We start from the raw sequence: 23,863 nt of genomic DNA on the forward strand, positions 1-23,863 counted from the left end.
TTAAGCTGCTCCGGCCCTTTTTATTTATATTGGGACCTGTTAATCAGCTCGGCATATGCAAATTCAGATACAACACCTGCTGCCCATCCCCCTGAAGGACAAGCTGCTACAGCGTACCTCAGGCATCTGGAACCAGGATGTCTCCTTCAGCCCCGGCAGCTTTGTCAAAATAAAAGCCCCCTCCGGCACCGGGAAAACAACCCTCGTGCACTACCTCTACCATATCCGTTACGACTATACGGGCACCGTGCTGGTCAATAACCGGCCATGGCCCTCTTATAATAAAAATGAACTGGCCACCATGCGGCAGCAGCAGATCAGTATTATTTTCCAGGACCTGCGGCTGTTTGAACAGCTCTCCGCCGTAGAAAACATCAACCTGAAAAGGGTGATGCTGCCCAACCCGTACTGCTCCCCGGAAAAAATCCGGGAAATGGCGGCCCGCCTCAACGTGACGCATGTATTGCAGCAAAGCAGCAAAACACTGTCCTATGGCGAACGACAGCGCATTGCCATCATCCGGGCGCTGTCACAACCCTTCCAGTGGCTGCTGATGGACGAGCCCTTCAGCCACCTCGACGAGGAAAACACCCGCCGCGCCGCCAACCTCATCGCGGAAGAATGTAAAGCCCGCAACGCCGGATTTATTTTAACCGATCTGGATGATGACCAACATTTTTCATACGATGTTCATTACCAGCTTTAATGTTTTTTCATGCGCCCGTTTTTTGAACTGCTAAAAAAGATTATCCATACTGGCATCGGCAAAAGCCGCTTCCTGATGGCCTCTGTGGGCCTCGGCATCGCCATGCTGCTGATATTGGTGGCCATACAGGTACACTCCAACTTCAACCAGCTGCTGTACAGCGCCAAAAATCAGAACGAGACGGCAGACTTCCTGGTGATCAATAAAAAAATCACCAACGCCATCATGGGACAAAGCGGTAAAAGCGCTTTCACCCCGGAAGAAATAGACCGGATCAAAGCCCAACCCTTCGTGCAGTCGTTCGGGTTAATCACCTCCAGCCGGTTTAAAGTGGTGGTGCAAGCCCCCGGAGATCTGCATTTTGCAACCGACATGTTCTTCGAATCGGTGGCTGACAGCTTCCTGGACGTAAAAAACGACGACTGGAAATGGAACACCGGCGACCGTACTATTCCTATCATCCTTCCCAGCGACTTCCTCAACCTGTATAACTTCGGGTTCTCGCTGAGCCAGGACCTGCCGCAGATTTCACAGGAAACAGTCAAAGCCCTACCCCTCCAGGTGGTCATCTCCAACAATATCACCCAGGAACCGTTTATCGGGCAGGTGGTGGGCTTCTCAGACAGGATTTCCTCCTTCCTGGTGCCCGCATCCTTTATGTCCTGGGCCAATGACAAATACGGCACCACCCGCGAAGCACCTACTTCCCGTGTGATCATCAAAACGCCGGACCCGTCCAACCCAACACTGGTGAAGTTCCTGGAGGATAACGGCTATACCACCAACCTAGACAAACTCAAGTTCAGTAAAACACGCCTGATCGTACAGACCATCGTATCCGTGATCGGCTTCTTCGGACTGATACTACTGCTGTTTGCGATGCTTGTATTCAGTATGTTCATCCAGCTGATCATAGCATCCTGTAAGCGGGAAATACAATTGCTGGTGATGTTGGGCACAGCGCCCCGTCAGCTGAAACGGTACCTGCTGAAACAGTTTGTGCCGCTGTATATTATCATCGGGTGTGTGTGTGTGCTGCTGCTGGCCGGATTGCAGTACATGACTGCTGTGGTGTTGGCCAAACATGATATGGTGGTCAGCATATGGCCAGGTCCCGGTGTATTCGCCGGAACAGTACTGGTACTCGGACTGGTGTACATCGTCAACCTGCTGACGGTCAGCCGCTACGTCAACAAAGAATCCTGATTACGCTCATCTAAAATATTTAAGTATGAAAGCACTAGAGAAAAAGCTCGTACACGTGGTGAATTTTTATCTGAAGCCCGGATTGTCTGAGGAGGACAGAAAACGCTTTGAAACCGGCATAAGCAGTCTGCATACGATCGACGACATCACTATCTTTAATGTGGGCAAACCCGCACCGGTGGTAGACAGCCCTACCATTGATAAAGACTACGACTACTGCATGTTATGCGTATTTGAAAACCTGGAAGCGCACGATCGTTATCAGGCGCATCCTGTGCATATCAATTTTATAGAGCAGTGCAAACAGTACTGGTCACGGGTGGTGGTCTTCGATTCCGAAACCATTTAACGGTCCCGCAGCAGTGCCGGATGCGGCATAATAAAAGTTGCTTTCGCACGCGGGGACATCAGCAGATAAGGAACCCAGAGGGCCATGCGTAGCAGTGGCCATACAATGGAGTCCGGATCAAGAAAATTTCCCTGCGTGCTTTCCCCGAAATAATAGCCGTAAATACGGTGAAAAAAGAACAGGTATAGCGTATTGATGAAGTAATAGGTGGCCAGTGCAAAAGGAAAGGTATCCCTTTTGTTGAAGAACAGCACCGCCAGTAACACCGAATAACACAGCAGGAAAACCCGTATGATCATGTCTCCGATCAGGAAAAGCTGTACCAGCGTGATATTCCCCATGTCCCTGCGGGCAGAGATGCCAGTCCACGTTTCATAATTAAATACTTTGGCCTCACAGAGGACCAGCACATCAGACATAGGAGAGAATACCAGCCCTATGGCCAGCAGCGCCAGCCAGCCCCCGATGGGCAATGGTTCCAGCGGATGCTGTACCGGCAGTACGGAATGTTTGTAATACTGAGCGCCCAGATAGGCGAATACCGCTGCGGCGCAGATGGCCAGTACGATGGCGAGCCAGTTGCCATTGCCGGCCGGCTGACCGGCAGGCTGCAGGAGCGCGGGCTTCAGTGTCAGGTCCAGTGAAGTGGTCTTTTGTATTTCTTTGACCTCCCGGGCATACTGCGGCATAAATGACGGTGGCACATGGTCCCGGAATGTTTTCAGGACGTAGGAAAGTACAATCTGTTTGCCGGTGCGGGTGGCGGTGAAGTCGAACTGATAGTAGTCGTTTTTGATATGCAGCGGCTTTTCATCCAGCGACCATTCTATGGGCGTGTTAACGATGATCTGGTAGTCCTGGTCAAAAGGGTACTTAATGGCGAGGGGGACTTGTCTGTTTTCGTCTGTCACATAAGGCAGTATGTCTGAAGGTGACTGTGCGATAATGGAAAAGAGGAGCTTACGGCTGGCGCTGTCTTTTTTCCATAGATGACGGATCACATAATTCTCCCGGATACGGAAGATGTTACTGTCGGCATCGTCGTGCAGCTGGAGGGAGTCTTTCAGCGCCATTTCTCCATAAAACTTCCGGTAGAAAGTGAGAAATGTGGCTTCTTTATCCTTGAGGCTGGCGGAAGCCATGGCGGCCCTTTGTGCATCGGCATCTTCCCGGTACCAGGTGGTGCTGGCCAGGAGGGAGCCGTCTTTCCGTTCTTCTTCCGGGAGGGTAAGGGTTTCCCGGATAACGATATGTCCGTTCTTCTTTTTAGGGATAGGCGTTAGCTGGGTGGTGGTATCTGTGATCACCAGCGCCAGCTGAAAGTCTGGTTCGCAGAAATCAGCCAGTGCGCCCCGCTGATAAGAGAGGGTGGCATCCAGCCAGTAGGTTTTGCTTCCGGGCGTGGCGCAAACAATCGCGTGATTGAAGCTGGTAGGGGAGGGTAGCCGTTGGCTGACTGCCTCTTTCAGGTCGGTATTCACATAGGCCATGTGGGCGCTGATACCGTTTCCGTTGAGCAGGGTGCACAGCAGGAGGGACTTGTCTTTACAGTCGCCGAAACGTTGTGCCAGTACTTTATCGGGTGTATTGGGGCGGTGGGAGTATTCTCCCATTTCGATGCCCATGTAGCGGATATCGTCCTGTACAAAACGGAGGGCTGCCTGGAGATAGGCTTCCTTGCTGTTACCAGCCTGTTGTTTCAGCGCGGCGATTTTGCTTTTGACCGCATTGCCTGGTGGTGCGATGGTATTGATTCGTTGCGCCCACTGTGCTATTTCCTGCCAGCTGTTGTATTCACTGGCTTGCAGCCGGGCGAAGGGGTTGTACCATGAAGGGAGGTGGCTGAAGTTATCAGTATCCTGCAGGTTGATGTTATGCCATTCGTAGACGGTAAGCCCGTTCCAGCTGCGTTGTTGTGGCAGTGCGGCGTGGTTGAACGCTTTGAAGTGCAGCTGCCTGCCGGGGCGCGCGATGATATTCCGGTAGAAGTTGACCACCGGCGCTGCGGTTACCTGGTAATATTCTTCATCTATTTTATTATCGAAGATGGGGTTGACGCCGGTAAGGGAATAGCTGTATTCTATCTGATCGCCTTTGCGTACGTCTTCCAGGATCAGCCAGGCGGTGTAGGTGCCGCTGTAGATAAAGCGGGAGAGTTCTTCTTCCTGCTGCAGTACTTTAAAGGAGGCGCCTGCCAGGCGGTTGATTTCGCGGCCATCGCGTTTGATAACGATGCGGTGGAAAGTAAGTTTTTCGTATTGCGGGTCATAGTCTACCGATATTTCGGAGCCGTTTTGGATGCCGGCTTCCGATACGATCTGGCGGACGTAGTGATGGTAGTCGCTTTTCAGTTCAGCATGGTACTGTGTTTCAGCCAGCAGCAGGTAAAAGCCGTCGCTGATATGTTTGGCATTGGGCTTTTGCTGGAGGTTGGGTTGCCAGGGAACCAGCCAGGAGGGGACAGGGCCGGTGCTGACAGCTTTATGCTGTGCCTGTGTTACTGCCGGCACGAGTGCCAGCAGTAACAGCAGTATTGTTTTCAAGGTACAGGTCATAGCAGGGGATTAATACGTTCAGCACAGCTTATTGCTGTTCTGCCGTGAGCAGGTATACAGCAAAGGAGGCCAGCCAGTGTTCACCGGCATAGTCGCCGCTGGCGATCTGTGGGAAAGATGTCAGCAGGTGTTTGTTGGCGAGGGCCTGGATGGCCTGCTGATTTTTGCCGCCGTGACGGGCGATGGCTTCGAGGCACCAGGTACGGCTGAGATTGAGGCCGTCGAGATGTACGAGTTTGCCATCGGTGCGGTCTTTTACCTGTCCGGGTTGCAGAATGGTGATAGGATGCTGGAAGAGGCCGGGCAGAAAAGCGTATAGCCATGGGCGGTATTCCTTTTCCGGCATGATACGGCGCATCAGGTCGGCTTCTTCCAGGCTGGGAGAGAGGAAGTCGTATCCGCCGGGCTCCCATGCCACCGGAGCGTTTTTGTCTTTGGCATAAAAGCGCATCGCTGCATCGTGGATGGCAGTTTGCAGGGCTTTATCACCGGTAGTTTGTGCGTAATCCCAGGCCAGGCAGAGGCCGAAAGCCAGGTTGGTATGTTCGCCCACACGGATGGGATACATCAGTTTACCGAGGAAATCGACATATGCCTTCGCAAAGTGGCTGGCCAGCGGTTGTACATTGCGGCTGAGTTCTTTGCCCAGCGGATCGTTCCAGGTCAGGAGCTCCCGCTGCAGCTGCAGCAGCCAGCTCCAGCCATAGATGCGTTCAAAGCTTTTGTTTTCTTTGCCCTTAAACAGCTGCAGCTCTGTCTGTATATTTTCTGCGGTGAGGTGCTGTGCCAGCCTGGTGCGGATTTCCGCTGCCCTGTCCATATCGGGGAACATTTTTAGCAGGCGTACCAGCATCCAGTGGCCATGGACGCTGCTATGCCAGTCGAAACAGCCATAGAAAGCCGGGTGGTAGCTGGCCGGTGTGCCCAGCAGCGAGCTGTCCGGAAATACTATGCCTGTTTTATAAGGGAAAGGCAGGTCCAGGCATTTCAGCGGCAGTGCTGCCAGCTGGTTGGCGGTTTTAACCGTCATCTTAGGCCGTTGTTCAGTGGTCATGGTCTGTTTTTGAGCATGAGCGATAGCGGTAGAAAAGCAAATGGCAAGCAAAATGATGTATCTCACAGGGATGATCGGATTATCGGTTAAATAATAGCTTCACATAAAACAGCGGGTTGCCCAGCCGCTTACGGAGGTCTACCTCGTGGAACATGCACGTCATCAGCTCTTTCAGCTGTTTGTTCCGGGAACCCATTTTCATCAGCAGGTTAAACAGCCACGGGTATTTGATCAGTTTTTGCAGTTTGGTGCTGACTTCCATTTCCGGTCCAAGGATGCGGTAAATCTCTTTATCGTAGCTGGCCAGGAAACTATCTGAATAGTCGTTGGCGGCGATGGCTGCTGCGGCTTGTTTGGCAGCTATCTGGCCGGAATACAGCGCGTTGCCGATGCCTTCGCCGGTGAAGGGGTCGATCAGGAAACCGGCATCGCCGACCAGCATATACCGTTCGCCGTGCAGTTTCCGTTTTTTGCTGCCCAGGGGAAGACCGTAGCCGTCGATGCTCCCTTCCAGCGTGGCGTTTTTAAAGCGCTCTTTCATGATGGGATCGGTGGCGAGGGTGTCGAGCATCAGCTTTTTCAGGTTCACCTTTTTGTTGCGCACGGTGGTGCTGAGCATGCCCACGCCTACGTTGGCTTCGCCATTGGGGAGGGGGAATATCCAGAAGTAACCGGGTAGCATGTTTTTCAGGAAGTGCAGTTCAATGAAAGCATCCTGGTGGAGGTCTGCCACGCCTTTATAATACGCGCGAAGACCGGCGATGTAGTGGTCCGGCTCCATTTTGATGCCTGCCACCTCTTTGGTGAAGGCGGAATGGGCGCCATTGGCCACCAATATAAGATCGGCTTTCACCTGGAAAGTTCCTTCTTTGTCTGAGAGGTGATAACCGTCTGGCCGCAGTTCATATTTATCGATACTGACACCTTCGAACAGGCGGATCTCCGGCCGGCGTTTCAGCTCTTCCACCAGGAAGTTGTCGAAGTCCATGCGTTTGCAGACGAATCCCCGGGGATCGGTTTTATCCTGCTGATAGTCAGCTTTATAGGGGATGTCCATGCCGATGCGGTTGGGGGCGACGAAAGTAACGCCCCAGCTGTTCATTTTAAAGGCAGCCTGTTGTAACCGCTCGCCAATGCCTTTGTCTATTCTCTCAAGGATGGTTAAAACTTTTCCGCTGAGGCCATCACCGCAGACTTTATCCCGTGGAAAAACGGCTTTGTCTACTACGATGCATTCGATGCCCAGCTGTGCCAGTTGAAGGGCTGCACATGCTCCGCCCGGACCGGCGCCAATAATACAAACTTTAGTCTCCATTTTTTTTAAGCTGATAACTTATACCTGATGGTAAGATACATAATTGTTGGTTGTAGCTAACGTATGTTTAAAATATTGAATATTAAAACGGTGTGCTAAAAACTTATCTTTACGGCCCTAAAAAAAAACACAAGATATGTTTGGTGATTTATTCGGCAAGCTGACGCAGATCCAACAGAAAATGAAAGAAGGGAAAGAGCGTCTGGCTAAAGTTACGCTGGAAGGCGAAGCGGGCGATGGTGCAATTAAAGTAACAGTAGATGGCAACCGCCAGGTAAAAAGTATTGAGGTAGCAGAGCGTCTGATGGCGCCGGAGCATAAAGAAGAACTGGAAGACCTGCTGCTGACTGCGCTGAACCGTGCATTGAAAGATGCTGAAAATACGTGGGAAGCGGAAATGAAGAGCGCTGCCGGCGGTATGCTGGGCGGTTTGCTGTAGTCACGCAAAGGCGCCAAGCAGCAAAGCGCGCTAAGAAATTTTAAGATTAAATAAGAAAAGCAAAGGAGCGGAGACCTCTTTTTATTTTCTCATTCAGATATTTAACAATTAATAATTATTATTTTTTATAATAACTACGCGGATAAATGAATGAATAAATAATAAAAAGAGGTCTCCGCTCCTTTGCTTTTCTTATTTAATCTTAAAATTTCTTAGCGCGCTTTGCTGCTTGGCGCCTTTGCGTGAAAAATTTCCGGATTGCGTAAATCATTTTCCTCTTCCGCGGGTATATTTCGCGCAACGGATCGTTTTTTTGCGGTTGGATCAATCTGATATGAAAGTTTTTTTTCGCCGTATTCACTTATACCTTGGGCTGGCGGCAGGCCTGGTTATTACCATCAGCTGTCTGACCGGTGCCTTACTGGTATTCGAAAAGGAGTTGACGGAAGCGTTTAATCACAGCCGCTATTACGTGCAGCCTGAAAAGGAACGGTTACCGCTGGACCAGATCGCCGACATGGTGAAACAGCAGGTACCAGGCGCGGGTATTTCCCGTATCCAGGTGTATGCAGATCCATCCCGTTCGCTGGCCGTTCAGCTGGACGAGGGCAAAAAAGGAGAGAAGAACAAAGAAGCCCGCGGGGAAGGCGGGAAAGAGACCGGCAAAGAAGTGAAGGCTGTGGCAGGTAAAGCCGCCAGGGCCGGCGGCAAGGAACAAAAGAAATCCAAAGGTCGTACCGCTTTTGTCAACCCCTACACCGGTAAAGTGATAGCGCTTTACAGTTATCAGAAAACCTTCTACTACCAGATATTTTCCCTGCATCGCTGGTTATTGGCCGGAGACACCGGCAAGATGATTACCGGCGCCAGCACCCTGATTTTCCTTTTCATTCTCATTACCGGCATTATATTGTGGTGGCCTAAAACACGCAGGATCCTGCAACAGCGCCTTAAGGTGAAGTGGGATGGCGGCTGGAAAAGGCTGAACCATGATATGCACGTGGTGCTGGGCTTCTATGTCTGCATCTTCCTGTTTGTATCGGTATTTACCGGCCTTACCTGGTCATACGAGTGGTTTAATAAGGGGCTGTTCGCTGTGCTGGGTGCATCTCCCAAACCAATGGAGGCGCCGGCATCGGTAGTGGTGCCGGAAACGACCGGCAATGTCTCCTACGAGGCGGCGCTGGCAGCGGTAAAACAGCAGGCGCCCGATGCGCAGTATTATGCCGTGGCGATGCCGAAAGACAAAGAAGCGTCTATACAAGTGACTCTGCTGCCCGCCGGTGCGCTGAACGAAGCGGCTACCACCAGCTACTACCTCGACCAGTTCAGCGGTAAGGTTTTAAAATCGCAGACTTTCAGCGAAAGAAACCTCGGTCAGAAGGTACGGGGCATGATCAAGCCGCTGCATACCGGTTCCATTTTCGGGCTGCCGTCTAAAATTTTTGCACTGATGCTGGCTTTGCTTGGAGCCACGTTCCCCACTACCGGAACTATCCTGTGGATCAACCGGACCATGAAGAAAAAGAAAGCGACGAAGAACAAGCGCAGCGTGGTTCCTCCGCTGGCTGCCGCCTGATTTTCACAGACAAAATAATGGCAGAGAGCCTGGCACCTTTTACGGTGCCAGGCTCTCCCGTTAATAGCGGTCACCGGCTTTGCATTTTTTGAAAACACCATGCAGAAACGGAAGGCTTTTCCCGTTTGGCATCATCCGCAAATTGTTGAAAAACCTTATCCCTGCTGTGTTTTAACGTTTTGCTGCTGTTTGTGGAATACCATTTGGCATTAGCTGAATAGTAACAACGATCAGCCATGATAAACCAATACGAAGTGCCGGCTTATATAGAAGATCATATACCGGCACTTAAAAAAGCTTTACATCAGTTTCCGGCGATATTTCACATATACGACACCGTAGGATGCTTCAGTGAATATACCGACCGGCAGTTGCGGGAACAGAATTTTCCGGTGGCCGGCAGATGCCTGCAGCTGGCCGGGAAGTTATATGAACGCGGTAATGAAGTGGTAAAAGGGGCCATCACCCGGGTATTTGTGCCGGCGCTTAGTAAGGTGCCGCTGGGCGATGCCGTGAACCGGATCAGGATTTATGGCCTGATACCGGATGCGATTTATGGTCTTTACATACAGCAACAACTCATTTATAATGGAAACAGATGAGGAGATAATTGTCAGGGTAGCGACGCCGGAAGACGTGGACTTTGCGCTACCCATTGTGGCCGAAATGGAATCGTCCGCCAAAGCCAGGGGCACTGGTATTGCGAAACGGAATCCATTGGATATCAAGAAAAAGATGCTGCAGGGAGATGCGGTCATCGCGTTTACGAAGAGTGGTTTCTGGGCGGGGTTTTCTTATATACAGGCCTGGCAAAACAACCGTTTTGTATCGAACAGCGGTTTGATTGTGGCGCCGGCTTTCAGGGGACTGAAAGTGGCGGCGGCCATCAAAAAGAAAATATTCGAGTTAAGTCGTTTTTTATATCCATCTGCAAAAATTTTCAGTATCACTACCGGTTTGCCGGTGATGAAATTAAACAGCCGGCTGGGATTCCTGCCGGTTACTTATTCCGAAATTACTACTGACACCCATTTCTGGGAAGGGTGTAAGAGCTGCATTAACTATCCTGTTCTGGTGGGGCATCAATTTGCGAATTGCCTGTGCACCGCTATGTTATTTTACCCGCCGGAACCGAAAAACCCTGTTCTGTTAAGTACAGCCGATTGATACGAACCGGTGATGCGTCTGCATTGCCGGTTCTCTTTTTTAGCGCTCTCCTGCCAGGGAGGGGCGTACCTGGTGTGAATTTCAGCCCCCTGTCAGGGCGTTACCTGGATGATCAGCAGTTTATTGATTTTAGTGGGGGAGTTGCGCAGGGTGCCGTTGAACTTCAGGAAGTAGGTGGTGATGACCGCCTCGGGCAGTGCTTCCAGCAGGGCCACCTGGTTTAAAAGTGCCTGTCCGTAATGTTTTTTTACGTGTTGTTGCAGGCTTTCGAGGGTGGCGTCGTCGGGTAGCAGGTTGGTTTGTGCGGCGGTATATTTCCGGCAGATAAAAAAGTTGCTGGCTTCGGGGCGAAGCTGTTCCCATTCGCTCCGGTAGTGTTTCCACTGGCGGAGTATCTGCCGGCCTATGCGTGCGCTGGTTTCGAAGCGCTGCCATACTTTTATTTTTTCGGCTTCGCCGGTGGTGATGGCCAGCATCTGGCCTTCGATGGTGCGTTTGGGCGCGAGTGAAAAGTAGAGGGTGTCGGGATGTTTTTCAAAGTCATTGCGCTGCTGGTCTGCCGAGATCCAGTCGAGCGAAAAGTAGCAGTCACCGAACCGCACATACGTTGTACTGTCGCGGCTTACTACCGACACTTCATTGGACGCGACTTTTTCAGCTGACGGCGCCGGGAGGGCTATCAGCTGCATGGTATCGATCTGGACGGGTTTTTCCTTAACTGGTGTTTTTGTTTGTTGGCAGGCCGTCATCAGCAGGGATGCCGGCAGTACAAGCTTTAACAGTGTTTTCATAGTAGCTGGGATCGTGTAACGAAACATTGACGTTTATCACCTATCCCTTGTCCTGTCAGTTACTCGGCACTAACGGTGTCGGCTGTACTTATCTGGTTGTCTTTATCTGTCAGGGCTTGCCACAGGATATCTTTCAGCTCAGTGATTCCCTGCTGGGTGACAGAGGAGATAAATACATGCGGCACATCTTCCGGCAATTCTGCTGCGATGGCGGCTTTCAGTTCGTCATCGAGCATATCGCTTTTACTGATGGCCAGCAAAAACTGTTTATCCAGGAGCTCGGGATTATACTGTTCCAGTTCGTTGACCAGTATGTCGAACTCCTTACGGTGATCGGCGCTGTCGGCTGGAATCAGAAATAATAATACGGCGTTTCTTTCAATGTGTCGTAAAAACCGGTGACCCAGTCCTTTGCCTTCGTGGGCGCCTTCGATGATACCCGGAAGGTCTGCCATACAGAAGGATTGGTTGTCACGGTATGCTACCATCCCCAGCTGAGGGGTGAGGGTAGTGAAGGCATAGTCTGCCACTTTGGGTTTGGCAGCGGAGATGGCGGAAAGGAGGGTGGATTTGCCGGCATTAGGAAAACCTACCAGCCCTACATCGGCCAGCACTTTCAGTTCCACGACTTTCCAGCCTTCCTGTCCCGGCATGCCGGGTTGAGCATATTCCGGAGTCTGGTTGGTGGCCGATTTGAAGTAGGCGTTGCCACGGCCCCCCTGGCCACCAGGGATCCAGATCACTTCCTGGCCATCGTGGAGGATTTCCGCTTCCACGCGGCCTGTTTCCTCGTCCTTGGCAGTAGTGCCCAGCGGTACTTCGATGATGATATCTTTTCCAAAGCGGCCGGTACAGTTGTCGCCGCTGCCGTTTTCACCGTCTTCCGCCAGCAGGTTCTTATGCCAGCGCAGGTGCAGCAGGGTCCATAACTGAGCGTTCCCTCTCAGGATCACGTGTCCGCCTCTGCCACCGTCGCCACCGTCCGGGCCGGCCATCGCATTGAATTTGGTACGCATAAAATGCATACTGCCTGCGCCGCCTTTACCAGACTTACAAAATACACGGATATAATCTACGAAGTTCGCTTTTTCCACTAATCAATATTTTAAACCAAAATGGCTACTGCCAGAAAATAAAACGCAAAGATCGTTAAGTTTGAGCGAATTTGGTACACTTTCCGGTGTCCTTAGCTCCTAACTTACAATCTTTGCGTGTTATATAAGGTCTGTATGTCTTTCTAATGGCGGGATAAAACCCTTATACCTTCTCTGCTACCAGTTCATTCAGTTCTTTGCAGAGCAGGTCAAATACTTCTGCTTCGCTGCCATCTCCCTTCACTTTCCTGAACTTGCCGAATTTTGCGTAGTGGTCAGCTACCGGCGCTGTTTTATTATGATATTCCACAATACGTGCTTTTACCACGTCTTCTGAGGAATCGTCGCTGCGGCCGGAGGTCTTACCACGGTTCAGCAAACGCTTGATCAGTTCATCTTCCGGTACTTCGAGAGACAATACCACCGAAATGGCCGTTTTTTTCAGGGCCAACAACTTGTCCAGCGCTTCCGCCTGGGCAGTAGTACGGGGAAAACCGTCAAAAATGAAACCCCGGGCCTCCGGATTGGCATCCAGCTTGGAGCTGATCATACCGATCACCACTTCGTCCGGTACCAGTAAACCCTGGTCCATAAACTTGGTGGCTTCCATACCCAAAGGAGTTTTATTGGCTATCTCTGAACGCAGCAAATCGCCGGTAGACAGATGTATAAGCCCGTACTTATCTATTATCTTAGCACTTTGTGTACCCTTACCGCTGCCGGGAGGGCCAAATAAAATGAGATTGACCATGTTTTATTAAAATCTACTTTACTCGCAAGGTTGCAAATATAACAAACAATTGAATGTATTGGTAACTAAAATTGCGATTGGTTAAAAAATGTAAAAGATTTAGACAAAATAGTAAAGATATTTTAATATTTATAGCGGAACTGTAAAATATCTTCAATAGAATATTCTAATTTAACGAATATCTGGCGATTTGACAAAAACATATACGGTTTTTTAATAATTATTTGATAGTCAGGCACTGGTAATGAAATCTTGCCCGATTATTTGTAAGTTTATGACATGAGGAAACAATTATTGGTTGCAGGACTGACAGGCTTGCTGATGACTGGGAGCGCTATACCTATGCCGCCCGGCGTTATGAACAAAAAGAAGAACAAGAAAGTCAACACCATCACCAAACGGCCACAAGATAAGGCTTCACAATGGGTTGACAGCGTATTCCAATCCCTGACGCCGGAAGAACGCATCGCGCAACTCATCGTGATCAGGGCTCATTCGAACTTCGGACAGGACCACATCAACGCCGTGGCCAAAGATATCCGTGACAACAAAGTCGGCGGCGTCATCTTCTTCCAGGGCGGCCCCGTGCGGGAAGCCAACCTCACCAACTACTACCAGTCCATCTCCAAAGTACCCCTGCTGGTATCCATTGACGGCGAATGGGGCCTCGGTATGCGCCTCGACAGCGTTACCTCCCTTCCCCGCAACATGATGATCGGCGCCACCCGTGATACTGCGCTGGCCTATGAAGCCGGCCGCGTCATGGGCGAACAATGCAAACGCATCGGCATCCATCTCGACTTCGCCCCCGATATGGACATCAACAATAACCCGAACAACCCGGTTATCAATGACCGCTCCTTCGGGGAAAACAAATACCTGGTGGCCAGCCTCGGCGTAGCCGCCATCAAAGGCATGCAGTCCACCGGCGTAATGGCCTGCGCCAAACATTTTCCCGGCCATGGCGATACCAACGTGGACTCCCACTTTGACCTGCCCTCCATCAATAAAAGCCGGAAGGCGCTCGATTCTCTCGAGCTGTATCCCTTCCGCGAAGCCATCGCTGCCGGCGTAGGCTCCATCATGGTAGGGCACCTCTTTATTCCCGCGATCGATAACAAGCCCAATACGCCCACTTCTATCTCCTATAAAGCAGTCACCAAACTGCTGAAAAATGAGCTGGGCTACAAAGGCCTTATCGTTACCGATGCACTCGAGATGAAAGGCATCGCCAAATTTTACTCCAAAGGCCAGGAATCCTTACAGTCATTGCTGGCCGGCAACGATCTCATGATCCTGCCCTCCACCGCCTCCGGTAGCATATCCGCTATCATGAAGGCCATCAAAAAAGGACAGATCAGCCAACAGGAAGTAGATGCCCGCGTTAAAAAGGTTCTCCACGCCAAATATGACTTAGGTCTCTGGAAACCACAACGCATCGAGACAAATAATCTCACTAATGATTTAAACGAACTGACGGACACACTGACGCGCCGCATCGCAGAAAAGGCCATCACGCTGGTAAAAAATGATGATAAACTGATACCGTTCTCCCCGGCCATGACCCAGCAGAAGCTGGCCGTGATCGCGGTGGGCGCCGATGGAAACAACGCGTTCATCGATGCTGTCAGGGCCTATAAGCCCGGTACAGACGCATTTATCTTCACCTCCCGGCAGACCGTGCAACAGATAGCGCCGATCGTATCCCGCATCCAGCGCGATTACAAAGCCGTTATCATCAGTGTGCATAACTTCAGCCGCCGCCCGGCCAACAACTTCGGCCTGACCCTGGCAGAACGCCTGATCGTTAAACAACTGCAGTCGGAAATGCCTTCCGCCACCGTGGTATTTGGTAATCCATACGCCCTCCAGCACTGGTGCGATGCCAAAAACATTGTAGCTGCCTACGAAGATGACAGCATCACCCAGAAAGTAGCGGCAGACCTGCTGTTCGGTAAACTGGGCCCCAAAGGCAAACTGCCGGTAACAGTATGCCCCGGCCTGCCCGAAGGAGCCGGCATCTCTTATGATGTGGACCTCTATACCGATCTGCCGACCGTCACCCCCGCCGAAGCAGGGATGAACGAGGCCCGCCTGGCTGGCATCGACGCCCTGGCCAACGACATGGTGGCCCGTGGCGCCGCACCCGGCTGCGAGGTACTGGCCCTGAAAGATGGAAAAATTGTTTACAACCGTACTTTCGGTCACTACGAATACAACAGCCAGGAGCCGGTTTCCCCCGGTTCTATCTATGATCTGGCCTCTGTTACCAAAGTATGCGCTACCACCATCTCCATCATGCGCCTGTATGATGAAGGCAAAGTACGCCTCGACGGAACGCTGGGGGAGTATCTGCCCTTCGTACAAGGCTCTGACAAATCCGGGTTGAAAATCAGGGACATCCTGCTGCACCAGGCCGGACTGGTGGCTTTCATCCCGTTTTACAAGGAAACTTTATACCCCGACGGACGGCCTGATACCGCGTTGTATCACAGCGTCCCGGACGAATTACACTCCGTGCAGGTAGCGGAAAATATGTATTTGGACCACCGCTATGTGGACTCCATCTGGAAAAAAATCCTCGATAGTAAAGTAAATCCCCATCAGGGCTATGTTTACAGCGACCTGGATTTTTTATTCCTGGGGAAAATAGTAGAGCAGGTGACCGGCAAAAAGCTGGACCAGTACGTATGGGAAACATTTTATAAACCGCTGGGGCTGGCCACTACCGGCTTTCTGCCACGGGAACGGTTCCTCTTGCGTTTGCTGGTACCTACGGAACGGGAAAATTTTTTTCGGATGCAGTTGCTGCGTGGTTTTGTACATGATCCCGGAGCAGCCATGCTGGGCGGCGTAGCCGGCCATGCAGGCCTGTATTCCAATGCGCATGACCTGGGAGTGATCATGCAGATGCTGCTGAATAACGGCGCTTTTGGAGGCGTACAATATATTAAACCGGAAACGGTGAGGTTGTTCACTGCTTATAACAGCAGTATCAGCCGTCGCGGCCTGGGTTTCGACAAACCGGAGAAAGACAATAATACCCGCCGGGAAAGCTATCCATCCAAACTCACCTCCGGCGCTACTTTCGGGCATACCGGCTTCACCGGTACCTGTGTCTGGGCAGACCCCAACAGCAAAATGGTGTTTATCTTCCTGAGCAACAGGGTGTACCCGAATGGTGGTTCCAACGGCAAACTGTCGGCCCTCAACACAAGGGGCAAAATGATGGACGTGGTATATGAAGCGATGAAACCCTGACGATTACAGTATTTTGGTACAGATTAAAATACGAAGGAGATTATCAGACGATAATCTCCTTTGCATTTTAAATAACCAATTAACCAAATCAGAAATAGTGTTGCAGGATTATTTTTCTACGGAAACTGTTCTGCTTACCATCGTCTGTGTTTTGATACCGATGGCTTTTTCCGCTACTTTATTTTTTCCGCTTCTGATTTCGAAGATGTACTGGCCGTCTTCGAGTGATTGCAGGTTGTAGCGTGCTTCAAATTTAACAGTTGCAGGTAATACTTCCCGGTGAAGGGTGTTGTTGTAGCTATCTTTGATGTAGAGTGTCAATTTCTCGTTTTCCGGATTGATCACTGCCAGCGTGAAGTTCAGTGTTTCTTTCTGAGGCTGGCTGATTTCCACTTCCAGGTCCTTTTTGATGCCGGAGGAAGGCTGTTCTGCTACAAACCGGTTGTTGTAAGCAAAAGATCTTTCCTGTGCATGCATGGTTACAAAGGGAATGAGGATGGTGGCTAATACAATCATCGTTGCTTTGGGAACTAAAACAAAACAAAAGTGTTTCATGACATTATTTTTTTAATGTGTTGTCTTTTTTACTTGTAAGGGCAGTATTAGCTAATACAATTTGTTGCCGTTTAATTTTCACCGCAAAGATCAGAGGCCAGCGTTAACAGAACATTACGCGATTGTTAAAAGAATGTGAGTATTTCGGGAGCCGTAATTCACTATTTTTGCAGCGTTTATGGAAACAGTTAATATCAAGAATAACCGCCCGGTGGCCATCTGGCTGTATATAGGAGTGGGCATGCTGGTGATCCAGGTATTATTGGGAGGGCTGACCCGCTTAACCGGCTCCGGCCTGTCAATTACAGAGTGGCAGCCGTTGTTGGGCGCTTTTCCGCCAATGAATGAAGCGGCCTGGCAAAAAGCCTTTGACGGATATAAGCAGATTGCGCAATATAAATATGTCAACAACCATTTCACCTTATCAGATTTTAAATTCATTTATTTCTGGGAGTGGCTGCATCGTGACTGGGCGCGGTTGATCGGTATTGTATTTATTGTACCGTTTATTTATTTCGTGGTGAAGAAGAAGATCAGCAAAGAGATGATCAACCCGATGATTGTACTTTTTATGCTGGGCGGCCTGCAGGGGCTTATCGGCTGGGTCATGGTTAAGAGCGGCCTGAACGATGAAAATCTCTACGTAAGCCATATCCGCCTGGCGGTACATTTTATGTCGGCGCTGGTGCTGTTATGTTATCTTTTCTGGTTTGCGTTGAAAATCAGCGTTCCCGGTAAAGAAATCCTGAAAATACCTTCCCTGAAGCGGTTAAATATCTGGTTGCTGGTACTGGTGACGGTACAACTGATATATGGCGCTTTTATGGCGGGCCTGCATGCCGCACTGGTAGCCAATACCTGGCCGGATATCAACGGCGCCTGGGTACCTGCCGGGATGTTTTCCCAGGGCGGCTTCTGGACAGACATTGCACATAACACGATTACTATACAGTTTATACACCGCGGACTGGCTTACCTGATCACCATTCTTATAGCGATATGGTGGTGGAAATCAGCGCAAACGCCGGCCAACAGCCTGCTGCATGGTATCCGTTACCTGCCCCTGTTGCTGGTGTTGCTGCAGGTGCTGCTCGGAGTGCTCACCCTGCTCAACAGCCAGGTGAAAATCCCCATCAGCTACGGTATCCTGCACCAGTGCGTGGGGATGCTGTTGCTGCTGTCGCTGGTATGGACGCTTTATCTCAGCAAGGCAAGACAATAATAACAACCACCGATAATACATAAGGGGTTCATGCATCGCATGAGCCCCTTATTCGTTTTTACTGATTTTTTACGTAGGTTTAATTGTAATTATTGGTCTGATGAAGGTGAAGCTATTCCTAATAAAAACGTACTATTCTTTCCCTGTTCAGTTGCTCCTGCTGCATTTCAGGAAATATCAGGTGTTGCTCATCTTCTGGGTAATTCTCTTTAGCACGATCAATGGCGGATTTGCCAAGGTCTTTGGCGGCGACGCGCTCTTCCTGGCGCCGGAATACCTGGGGAAAGTGAATTTTTACAGTACGGCGATTCTCGGGCTGGCCACGGGCATGTTTATCATGAGCTGGCAGATCACTACCTTCATCCTGCATACCGGCCGGTTTAAGTTTCTGGCCACCACCTCCCAGCCTTTTTTCCGGTATTGTCTCAATAACTCCCTGATCCCGCTGGCGTTTTTTATCTGCCTGCTTTACCGCGGTTGGGAATATCAGCGTTATGAACAGCTGAGCTCCATTCCCGAAATCCTTCTGCTGGGAGAAGGGTTTATCTGTGGCGCCCTGTTTGTCGTTTTTTTTGGGTTCTTTTATTTTTTTAATGCCGATAAAAACATCGGCCGGCGACTGGAGAGACGTTTTGGTAACCCGCGTAATTTTCTCCGGGTGATCCTGAAGCCTACGCAGGAGCCGGATGAGAACGCACTGCCGGTGCACAACTACTTATCCACGCCGTGGAAGATACGCCGGGCGCGGAATGTAGACCACTATAACAAACACTATCTCGATAGTATCCTCAAACAGCATCACTTTGCAGCGATGATCACGGTAGGTTGTGCGCTGATTTTCCTTGTGATACTGGCATATATGATGGACTACGAAGTCTTCAGGATTCCTGCCGGCGCCAGCGTGCTGATTTTTTTCGCATTCCTGATCGGCGTGGCCGGCGCTTACTCGTACCTGTTGCAGACATGGTCTATCCCGGTGGTGCTGGTGCTGCTGTTCGGGCTCAACTGGATGGTAGAGCATAACTGGGTAGATAACCGCAACAAGGCATATGGACTTGATTACCAACAGAAAAAGGCAAGGCCGGAATATAGTGTGGAAGCGTTGCAGCGGTTTTTTAACCGCGAGCGGTATGAGGCAGACAGAAAACAATCGCTGAATATTTTGAAGAAATGGCGCAGCAAGTTTCCGGCGAACAAAAAGCCGCGGCTGGTGGTGCTGAATTTCAGCGGCGGCGGTAGCCGTTCCGCCACCTGGTCGCTGCATGTATTACAGCGGCTGGACAGCCTTTTACAGGGGCGGCTGATGAAACAGACCGTGTTGATGACCGGCGCCTCGGGGGGCATGCTGGGCGCCAGCTATTTCCGGGAGCTGTATTATCAGCAGCTGATGGGGAAACCGATCCGGCTTACGGACAGTATTTATACAGAGCGTGTTTCCAGGGACCTGCTGAATTCCGTGTTCAGCGCTATGGCTGTGAATGACTTCATTACTCCGTGGCGCACGTTTAAGATGGATAACAAGCGGTATGCGAAAGACCGGGGGTACGCCTTTGAGATGCAGCTGAACCAGAACACCGATAATGCCCTCAATAAAATCCTGCGGGATTACAAGGCGCCCGAGCAAAATGCAGAGATCCCGATGTTGATATGGAATGCTACCATTAATGCAGATGGCCGCCGGCTGATGATTTCGCCGCAACCGATCAGTTACCTGTGCAGCCCGCAGTACCTGTATCCTACCAGGCAGGTAAGGGATATTGACGGTGTTGACTTTGCGCAGTATTATGCCAATCAGGACGCGATGGACCTGAAAGTCACCAGCGCTATCCGCATGTGTGCTACTTTCCCCTATGTGCTGCCCAACACGTTTTTACCGAGCAATCCTATTGTAGATGTGATGGATGCAGGTATCAGGGATAATTTCGGCCAACAGACCACCCTGCGTTTCCTTTATACTTTCAGCAAATGGATCAATGAAAATACCAGCGGGGTCGTGTACATACAGATCCGGGACACCCGCAAAAATGATATTTCCCCGATCAAGAAAACCAAAGACCTCAGCGACCTGCTCTTCGAGCCTTTATTTACGATGCAGCAGCATTGGAGCGCCATGCAGGATTTTGATCAGGACGACCTGGTCAACTATATGGAGGGGTATTTTCCCGATAAATTCCACCGGATCATTTTCCAGTATGTGCCGCAGAAACAAGACAAAGGGGCGGCGCTCTCGTGGCACCTCACTTCGCGCGAGAAGCTGGACATCGCGCATGCGCTGGATAATCCGGCGAACCAAAGTGCGCTGGATTATGTCGTTCAACTGATGGCCGAATAATCAGTCCCGTTTTACTTTCCGGATGGCCGCCGGCTATGCTTCGCCGGGATGCTTTCTCTAATGCTGCAGGAAATCCAGTAGCGGCGTAATAAATTTCGTATAGGCTTCAATGTGAGGCAGGTGACCTACCCCTTCGATAGGTACGAGGGTGGCGTGCGGGATACGTTTGGCCGCTTCTTTTCCCAGTTCAGGATAATTGCCCAGGGTTTTACGGATGTCCGGCCGGACGTTGGCTTTGCCTAATGCGGTGCGGTCACGCTGCCCGATGATGAGCAGGGTGGGGGCCTGGATGTTGGGAAACTCGTAATATACTGGTTGGGTGAAGATCATGTCGTAGGTGAGGGCGGCGTTCCAGGCTACCTGGGCGTAGTCGGGACTTTGAATCCAGCTGGCCTGCAAGTGTGCCCATTTTTCGTATTCCGGTTTCCACTGTCCGGCGTAGTAGTTATCCAGTTGATATTGTTTGATTTTATCGTAGGTCTGTTTTAGCTCAGCGTGATACCATTTATCCACAGATTGGTAAGGAACCGCCACTTTCCAGTCTTCCAGCCCGATGGGGTTCTCCAGTATCAGTTTGGTGGTGATTTCGGGGTACATGAGGGCGAAGCGGGTGGCGATCATGCCGCCCATGGAATGCCCGAGGATGGCGGCTTTAGGGATACCGAGCGTATCCAGCAGCGCTTTGGTGTTTTGTGCAAGCAGCTGGAAGCTATATTGCAGGTGGGCGGGTTTGGAGGATTTGCCGAAGCCGATCTGGTCGGGGATGATCACGCGGTAACCGTTGTTGGAGAGGCTGGCGGCGGTGCTGTCCCAGTAAGCGCCGCAGAAGTTCTTACCATGCAGCAGCACAACTGTCTGGCCATTGGGGCGGGAAGGCTGTACGTCCATGTAGGCCATTGTCAGCGGTTGGCCCTGGGTTTGGAATTTGAAATAATGAACAGGATAGGGGTATTTGTAGGACGATAGCATAATATCTTGTGTGGCAATGTCTTGTCCGTAAACGGGGGAAAGGAAGCAGCAGTAAAAGGCGAGTAATAAAAATAAAAAGGTACGTTTCATGCTGATAGGTTTTTATCCGGAGGCAAATCAAATCTCCCGCCATAAACCTGGCGGGATATGCCTGCGCAGGACAGTTTCCGTCACGACGAAATAAGCGATCTTGTAATTGACTGATAATTAGTGTGTTATGAGGGATTTTGTACAAGTGACTAAATGGTTACATTTATTTAAAGCATGAATCCTTCATTCTCGTCAGGTTTTCGTACCTTTGCGCCTCATTTTTGCAGCTATGAGCCAAGAAGTTACAAGCTGCTTATAGCTAAAGAATTAAGTATATGAACATTCGTAATATTGCAATTATCGCGCACGTAGACCATGGTAAAACTACTTTGGTTGACAAAATTCTTCACCAGACGAACGTTTTCCGGGCTAACCAGGAATCCGGCGAGCTGATCATGGACAGTAACGATCTTGAAAGAGAACGTGGTATTACCATCTTCAGTAAGAATGCTTCTGTTGAGTACAAAGGCACCAAGATTAATGTGATCGATACCCCGGGCCACGCCGACTTTGGCGGTGAGGTGGAGCGTGTATTGAAAATGGCAGACGGTGTAATCCTGCTGGTGGACGCTTTCGAAGGTCCGATGCCACAAACCCGCTTTGTGTTGCAGAAAGCTTTGCAGCTGAACCTGAAACCGATCGTGGTGATCAACAAAGTGGACAAGGCTAACTGCCGTCCTGATGAAGTACACGATGCTGTATTCGAATTGTTCTTCAACCTCGATGCAACAGAAGAGCAGCTGAACTTCCCGACCTTCTATGGTTCTGGTAAAAACGGCTGGTTCAACTCTTCCCTCACGCCTTGTGACGACATCACGCCGTTGATGGATGGTATCATCGAGCACGTTCCTTCTCCTAAGATCCCTGAGGGTAACCTGCAGCTGCAGATCACTTCCCTGGATTATTCTTCTTTCCTCGGCCGTATCGCCGTAGGTAAAGTAACCCGTGGTTCTATCGAAGAAAACCAGTGGATCACCCTGATGCAGGCTGATGGTACGTCTAAAAGACAGAAGGTACGTGAGCTGTACATCTTTGAAGCTTTAGGTAAAAGAAAAGTAAATAAGGTACTGGCCGGCGACATTTGCGCCGTAGTAGGTATCGAAGATTTTAATATCGGTGACACCATTGCTGATGGTGAAGTTCCGGAGGCCCTGCCTGTTATCAGCGTAGACGAGCCTACCATGAACATGCTGTTCGGTATCAACAACTCACCTTTCTTTGGTAAGGACGGTAAGTTTGTTACCTCCCGTCACCTGCGTGACCGTCTGGTAAAAGAAACCGAAAAGAATCTGGCGCTGCGTGTAGTGGATACAGACAGTGCGGATAGCTTCCTGGTATATGGCCGTGGTATCCTCCACCTGGGCGTATTGATTGAAACCATGCGTCGTGAAGGTTATGAGCTGACTGTTGGTCAACCGCAGGTTATCGTTAAAAACATCGACGGTAAAAAATGTGAACCATACGAAACACTGGTGGTAGACGTTCCGCAGGAATTCGCCAGCAAAGTGATTGACCTGGTAACCCGCCGTAAAGGTGAGATGCTGATCATGGAAACAAAAGGTGAAATGCAACACCTGGAATTTGAAATTCCTTCCCGTGGTCTGATCGGTCTGCGTACACAGATGCTGACCGCCACTGCCGGCGAAGCTGTAATGGCTCACCGCTTCAATGATTACAAAGCCTGGAAAGGCGCGATCCCCGGCCGTAACAACGGCGTGCTGATCGCCAAAGAAGCTGGTTCCACTACCGCTTACTCTCTGGATAAATTACAGGACAGAGGTTCTTTCTTCGTTGATCCGGGAGAAGAAGTGTACAAAGGCATGATTATCGGTGAAAACAACAAACCCGGTGATCTGGTGGTAAACCCGAACGAAGGTAAGAAGCTGACCAACATGCGCGCCAGCGGTAGCGACGGCGCTGCGAATATCGCACCTAAAATTCTGATGACATTGGAAGAATGTATGGAGTATATCCAGCATGATGAGTGCATCGAAGTTACGCCTAACTTCATCCGTATGCGTAAAACCATCCTGGACGAAGAAGAGCGTAAGAGAAATGCGAAAAGCATGAAAGCAGAAGCGTAATCTGATTATAAGGCCCGCCCCTCAAGGCAGGTTCATAATAAGGATAACACTAACTTGAAAAATGTTTGAAAGGAGAGGGCTGACCATTTGGTCAGCCTTTTCTGTTTGTATGCTGCAGACAGGAATCCCGGGTGTAGACTTTGGGCAACGAATGCAGATCGGGGAGTGCCAGGTCATTCCGAGGGTTTATGTATAATCGCTGGCAGGCAATCAAAACGATTAGGTATAGTTGACAGTGAGAAAAGCATCGGCATATATTCCGGAAAATAAAAAGTCCCCGCCCAGGATAAGGCGGGGAGTGCATACTAACCCAATGCTTACTAAAACTAAAACTAACTTCTATG

At 50.3% G+C, this 23,863-nt stretch carries 19 protein-coding genes; 11 read left to right on the forward strand and 8 right to left on the reverse strand.

What is annotated here, in order from left to right:
* Positions 1–55: 55 nt before the first annotated feature.
* From B5D63_RS15900 to B5D63_RS15910, 3 genes are read left to right on the forward strand one after another with little or no spacing between them, the layout of a single operon-like run.
* On the forward strand, positions 56–706 hold the full coding sequence (locus B5D63_RS15900) for an ATP-binding cassette domain-containing protein (protein WP_078669762.1): 651 nt from the start codon (positions 56–58) through the stop codon (positions 704–706).
* Between the two features lie 9 nt (positions 707–715).
* Positions 716–1,912 (forward strand): ABC transporter permease family protein, encoded by a 1,197-nt coding sequence (locus B5D63_RS15905; protein ID WP_078669763.1) that lies wholly within the window; start codon positions 716–718, stop codon positions 1,910–1,912.
* 25 nt (positions 1,913–1,937) lie between these two features.
* A complete protein-coding gene (locus tag B5D63_RS15910) occupies positions 1,938–2,261 on the forward strand; it encodes a Dabb family protein (RefSeq protein ID WP_078669764.1) in 324 nt (107 codons plus the stop codon).
* Here B5D63_RS15910 and B5D63_RS15915 read toward each other — a convergent pair.
* The 3 genes from B5D63_RS15915 to B5D63_RS15925 form a co-directional block, all read right to left on the reverse strand.
* Positions 2,258–4,816 (reverse strand): DUF3857 domain-containing protein, encoded by a 2,559-nt coding sequence (locus B5D63_RS15915; protein WP_078669765.1) that lies wholly within the window; start codon positions 4,814–4,816, stop codon positions 2,258–2,260. The genes B5D63_RS15910 and B5D63_RS15915 overlap by 4 nt on opposite strands.
* 28 nt (positions 4,817–4,844) lie before the next feature.
* Complete coding sequence (locus B5D63_RS15920) at positions 4,845–5,870, reverse strand: DUF2891 domain-containing protein (protein WP_078669766.1); 1,026 nt, start codon at positions 5,868–5,870, stop codon at positions 4,845–4,847.
* A 79-nt stretch (positions 5,871–5,949) separates the two neighbouring features.
* Positions 5,950–7,185 (reverse strand): NAD(P)/FAD-dependent oxidoreductase, encoded by a 1,236-nt coding sequence (locus B5D63_RS15925; RefSeq protein WP_078669767.1) that lies wholly within the window; start codon positions 7,183–7,185, stop codon positions 5,950–5,952.
* Between the two features lie 136 nt (positions 7,186–7,321).
* Between B5D63_RS15925 and B5D63_RS15930 the strand changes: the two genes are divergently transcribed.
* The 4 genes from B5D63_RS15930 to B5D63_RS15945 all read left to right on the forward strand — a co-directional run bounded on the left by B5D63_RS15930 (position 7,322) and on the right by B5D63_RS15945 (position 10,370).
* Positions 7,322–7,624 (forward strand): YbaB/EbfC family nucleoid-associated protein, encoded by a 303-nt coding sequence (locus tag B5D63_RS15930; protein WP_078669768.1) that lies wholly within the window; start codon positions 7,322–7,324, stop codon positions 7,622–7,624.
* Between the two features lie 334 nt (positions 7,625–7,958).
* Positions 7,959–9,203 (forward strand): PepSY-associated TM helix domain-containing protein, encoded by a 1,245-nt coding sequence (locus B5D63_RS15935; protein ID WP_143312937.1) that lies wholly within the window; start codon positions 7,959–7,961, stop codon positions 9,201–9,203.
* A 236-nt stretch (positions 9,204–9,439) separates the two neighbouring features.
* Positions 9,440–9,805 carry a DUF7674 family protein gene (locus B5D63_RS15940; protein ID WP_078669770.1) on the forward strand — a complete coding sequence of 122 codons (366 nt, stop codon included), beginning with the start codon at positions 9,440–9,442 and terminating at the stop codon, positions 9,803–9,805.
* Positions 9,792–10,370 carry an N-acetyltransferase gene (locus tag B5D63_RS15945; RefSeq protein ID WP_078669771.1) on the forward strand — a complete coding sequence of 193 codons (579 nt, stop codon included), beginning with the start codon at positions 9,792–9,794 and terminating at the stop codon, positions 10,368–10,370. Before B5D63_RS15940 ends, B5D63_RS15945 begins: the two co-directional genes overlap by 14 nt.
* A gap of 92 nt (positions 10,371–10,462) precedes the next feature.
* Here B5D63_RS15945 and B5D63_RS15950 read toward each other — a convergent pair whose 3' ends face one another.
* The 3 genes from B5D63_RS15950 to B5D63_RS15960 form a co-directional block, all read right to left on the reverse strand.
* Entirely contained in the window at positions 10,463–11,161 is a 699-nt protein-coding gene (locus B5D63_RS15950; RefSeq protein WP_078669772.1) for a hypothetical protein, read from the reverse strand.
* Between the two features lie 59 nt (positions 11,162–11,220).
* Positions 11,221–12,255, reverse strand: a complete 1,035-nt coding sequence (obgE, locus tag B5D63_RS15955) for a GTPase ObgE (protein ID WP_078669773.1) — start codon at positions 12,253–12,255, stop codon at positions 11,221–11,223.
* Positions 12,256–12,418: 163 nt separating this feature from the next.
* On the reverse strand, positions 12,419–13,006 hold the full coding sequence (locus B5D63_RS15960; RefSeq protein WP_078669774.1) for an adenylate kinase: 588 nt from the start codon (positions 13,004–13,006) through the stop codon (positions 12,419–12,421).
* A 279-nt stretch (positions 13,007–13,285) separates the two neighbouring features.
* On the opposite strand from B5D63_RS15960, the gene B5D63_RS15965 reads away from it, so the two are divergent.
* A complete protein-coding gene (locus B5D63_RS15965) occupies positions 13,286–16,267 on the forward strand; it encodes a serine hydrolase domain-containing protein (protein WP_078669775.1) in 2,982 nt (993 codons plus the stop codon).
* 108 nt (positions 16,268–16,375) lie between these two features.
* Here B5D63_RS15965 and B5D63_RS15970 read toward each other — a convergent pair whose 3' ends face one another.
* A complete protein-coding gene (locus B5D63_RS15970) occupies positions 16,376–16,822 on the reverse strand; it encodes a hypothetical protein (protein WP_143312938.1) in 447 nt (148 codons plus the stop codon).
* 178 nt (positions 16,823–17,000) lie between these two features.
* Between B5D63_RS15970 and B5D63_RS15975 the strand changes: the two genes are divergently transcribed.
* The gene (locus B5D63_RS15975) at positions 17,001–18,044 is read left to right on the forward strand and encodes a COX15/CtaA family protein (protein WP_078669777.1); all 1,044 of its coding nucleotides are present in this window, start codon (positions 17,001–17,003) and stop codon (positions 18,042–18,044) included.
* A gap of 100 nt (positions 18,045–18,144) precedes the next feature.
* The gene (locus tag B5D63_RS15980; protein ID WP_078669778.1) at positions 18,145–20,376 is read left to right on the forward strand and encodes a patatin-like phospholipase family protein; all 2,232 of its coding nucleotides are present in this window, start codon (positions 18,145–18,147) and stop codon (positions 20,374–20,376) included.
* Between the two features lie 57 nt (positions 20,377–20,433).
* Here B5D63_RS15980 and B5D63_RS15985 read toward each other — a convergent pair whose 3' ends face one another.
* Positions 20,434–21,435 carry an alpha/beta fold hydrolase gene (locus B5D63_RS15985; RefSeq protein WP_078669779.1) on the reverse strand — a complete coding sequence of 334 codons (1,002 nt, stop codon included), beginning with the start codon at positions 21,433–21,435 and terminating at the stop codon, positions 20,434–20,436.
* 275 nt (positions 21,436–21,710) lie between these two features.
* Here B5D63_RS15985 and typA point away from each other — a divergent pair, with 275 nt between their 5' ends.
* Entirely contained in the window at positions 21,711–23,519 is a 1,809-nt protein-coding gene (typA, locus tag B5D63_RS15990) for a translational GTPase TypA (RefSeq protein ID WP_078669780.1), read from the forward strand.
* Positions 23,520–23,863: the final 344 nt, after the last annotated feature.

This window comes from Chitinophaga eiseniae, assembly GCF_900167135.1.
GTDB classification, from domain to species: Bacteria; Bacteroidota; Bacteroidia; order Chitinophagales; family Chitinophagaceae; genus Chitinophaga; species Chitinophaga eiseniae.

Coding starts and splice junctions, on each gene's coding strand:
- B5D63_RS15985 (WP_078669779.1), bottom strand. CDS start 21,435: ATGAAACGTACCTTTTTATTTTTATTACTCGCCTTTTACTGCTGCTTC.
- B5D63_RS15925 (WP_078669767.1), bottom strand. CDS start 7,185: ATGGAGACTAAAGTTTGTATTATTGGCGCCGGTCCGGGCGGAGCATGT.
- B5D63_RS15930 (WP_078669768.1), top strand. CDS start 7,322: ATGTTTGGTGATTTATTCGGCAAGCTGACGCAGATCCAACAGAAAATG.
- B5D63_RS15940 (WP_078669770.1), top strand. CDS start 9,440: ATGATAAACCAATACGAAGTGCCGGCTTATATAGAAGATCATATACCG.
- B5D63_RS15960 (WP_078669774.1), bottom strand. CDS start 13,006: ATGGTCAATCTCATTTTATTTGGCCCTCCCGGCAGCGGTAAGGGTACA.
- B5D63_RS15965 (WP_078669775.1), top strand. CDS start 13,286: ATGAGGAAACAATTATTGGTTGCAGGACTGACAGGCTTGCTGATGACT.
- B5D63_RS15915 (WP_078669765.1), bottom strand. CDS start 4,816: ATGACCTGTACCTTGAAAACAATACTGCTGTTACTGCTGGCACTCGTG.
- B5D63_RS15950 (WP_078669772.1), bottom strand. CDS start 11,161: ATGAAAACACTGTTAAAGCTTGTACTGCCGGCATCCCTGCTGATGACG.
- typA (WP_078669780.1), top strand. CDS start 21,711: ATGAACATTCGTAATATTGCAATTATCGCGCACGTAGACCATGGTAAA.
- B5D63_RS15920 (WP_078669766.1), bottom strand. CDS start 5,870: ATGACCACTGAACAACGGCCTAAGATGACGGTTAAAACCGCCAACCAG.
- B5D63_RS15910 (WP_078669764.1), top strand. CDS start 1,938: ATGAAAGCACTAGAGAAAAAGCTCGTACACGTGGTGAATTTTTATCTG.
- B5D63_RS15935 (WP_143312937.1), top strand. CDS start 7,959: ATGAAAGTTTTTTTTCGCCGTATTCACTTATACCTTGGGCTGGCGGCA.
- B5D63_RS15980 (WP_078669778.1), top strand. CDS start 18,145: ATGAAGGTGAAGCTATTCCTAATAAAAACGTACTATTCTTTCCCTGTT.
- B5D63_RS15900 (WP_078669762.1), top strand. CDS start 56: ATGCAAATTCAGATACAACACCTGCTGCCCATCCCCCTGAAGGACAAG.
- B5D63_RS15970 (WP_143312938.1), bottom strand. CDS start 16,822: ATGAAACACTTTTGTTTTGTTTTAGTTCCCAAAGCAACGATGATTGTA.
- B5D63_RS15905 (WP_078669763.1), top strand. CDS start 716: ATGCGCCCGTTTTTTGAACTGCTAAAAAAGATTATCCATACTGGCATC.
- B5D63_RS15945 (WP_078669771.1), top strand. CDS start 9,792: ATGGAAACAGATGAGGAGATAATTGTCAGGGTAGCGACGCCGGAAGAC.
- B5D63_RS15975 (WP_078669777.1), top strand. CDS start 17,001: ATGGAAACAGTTAATATCAAGAATAACCGCCCGGTGGCCATCTGGCTG.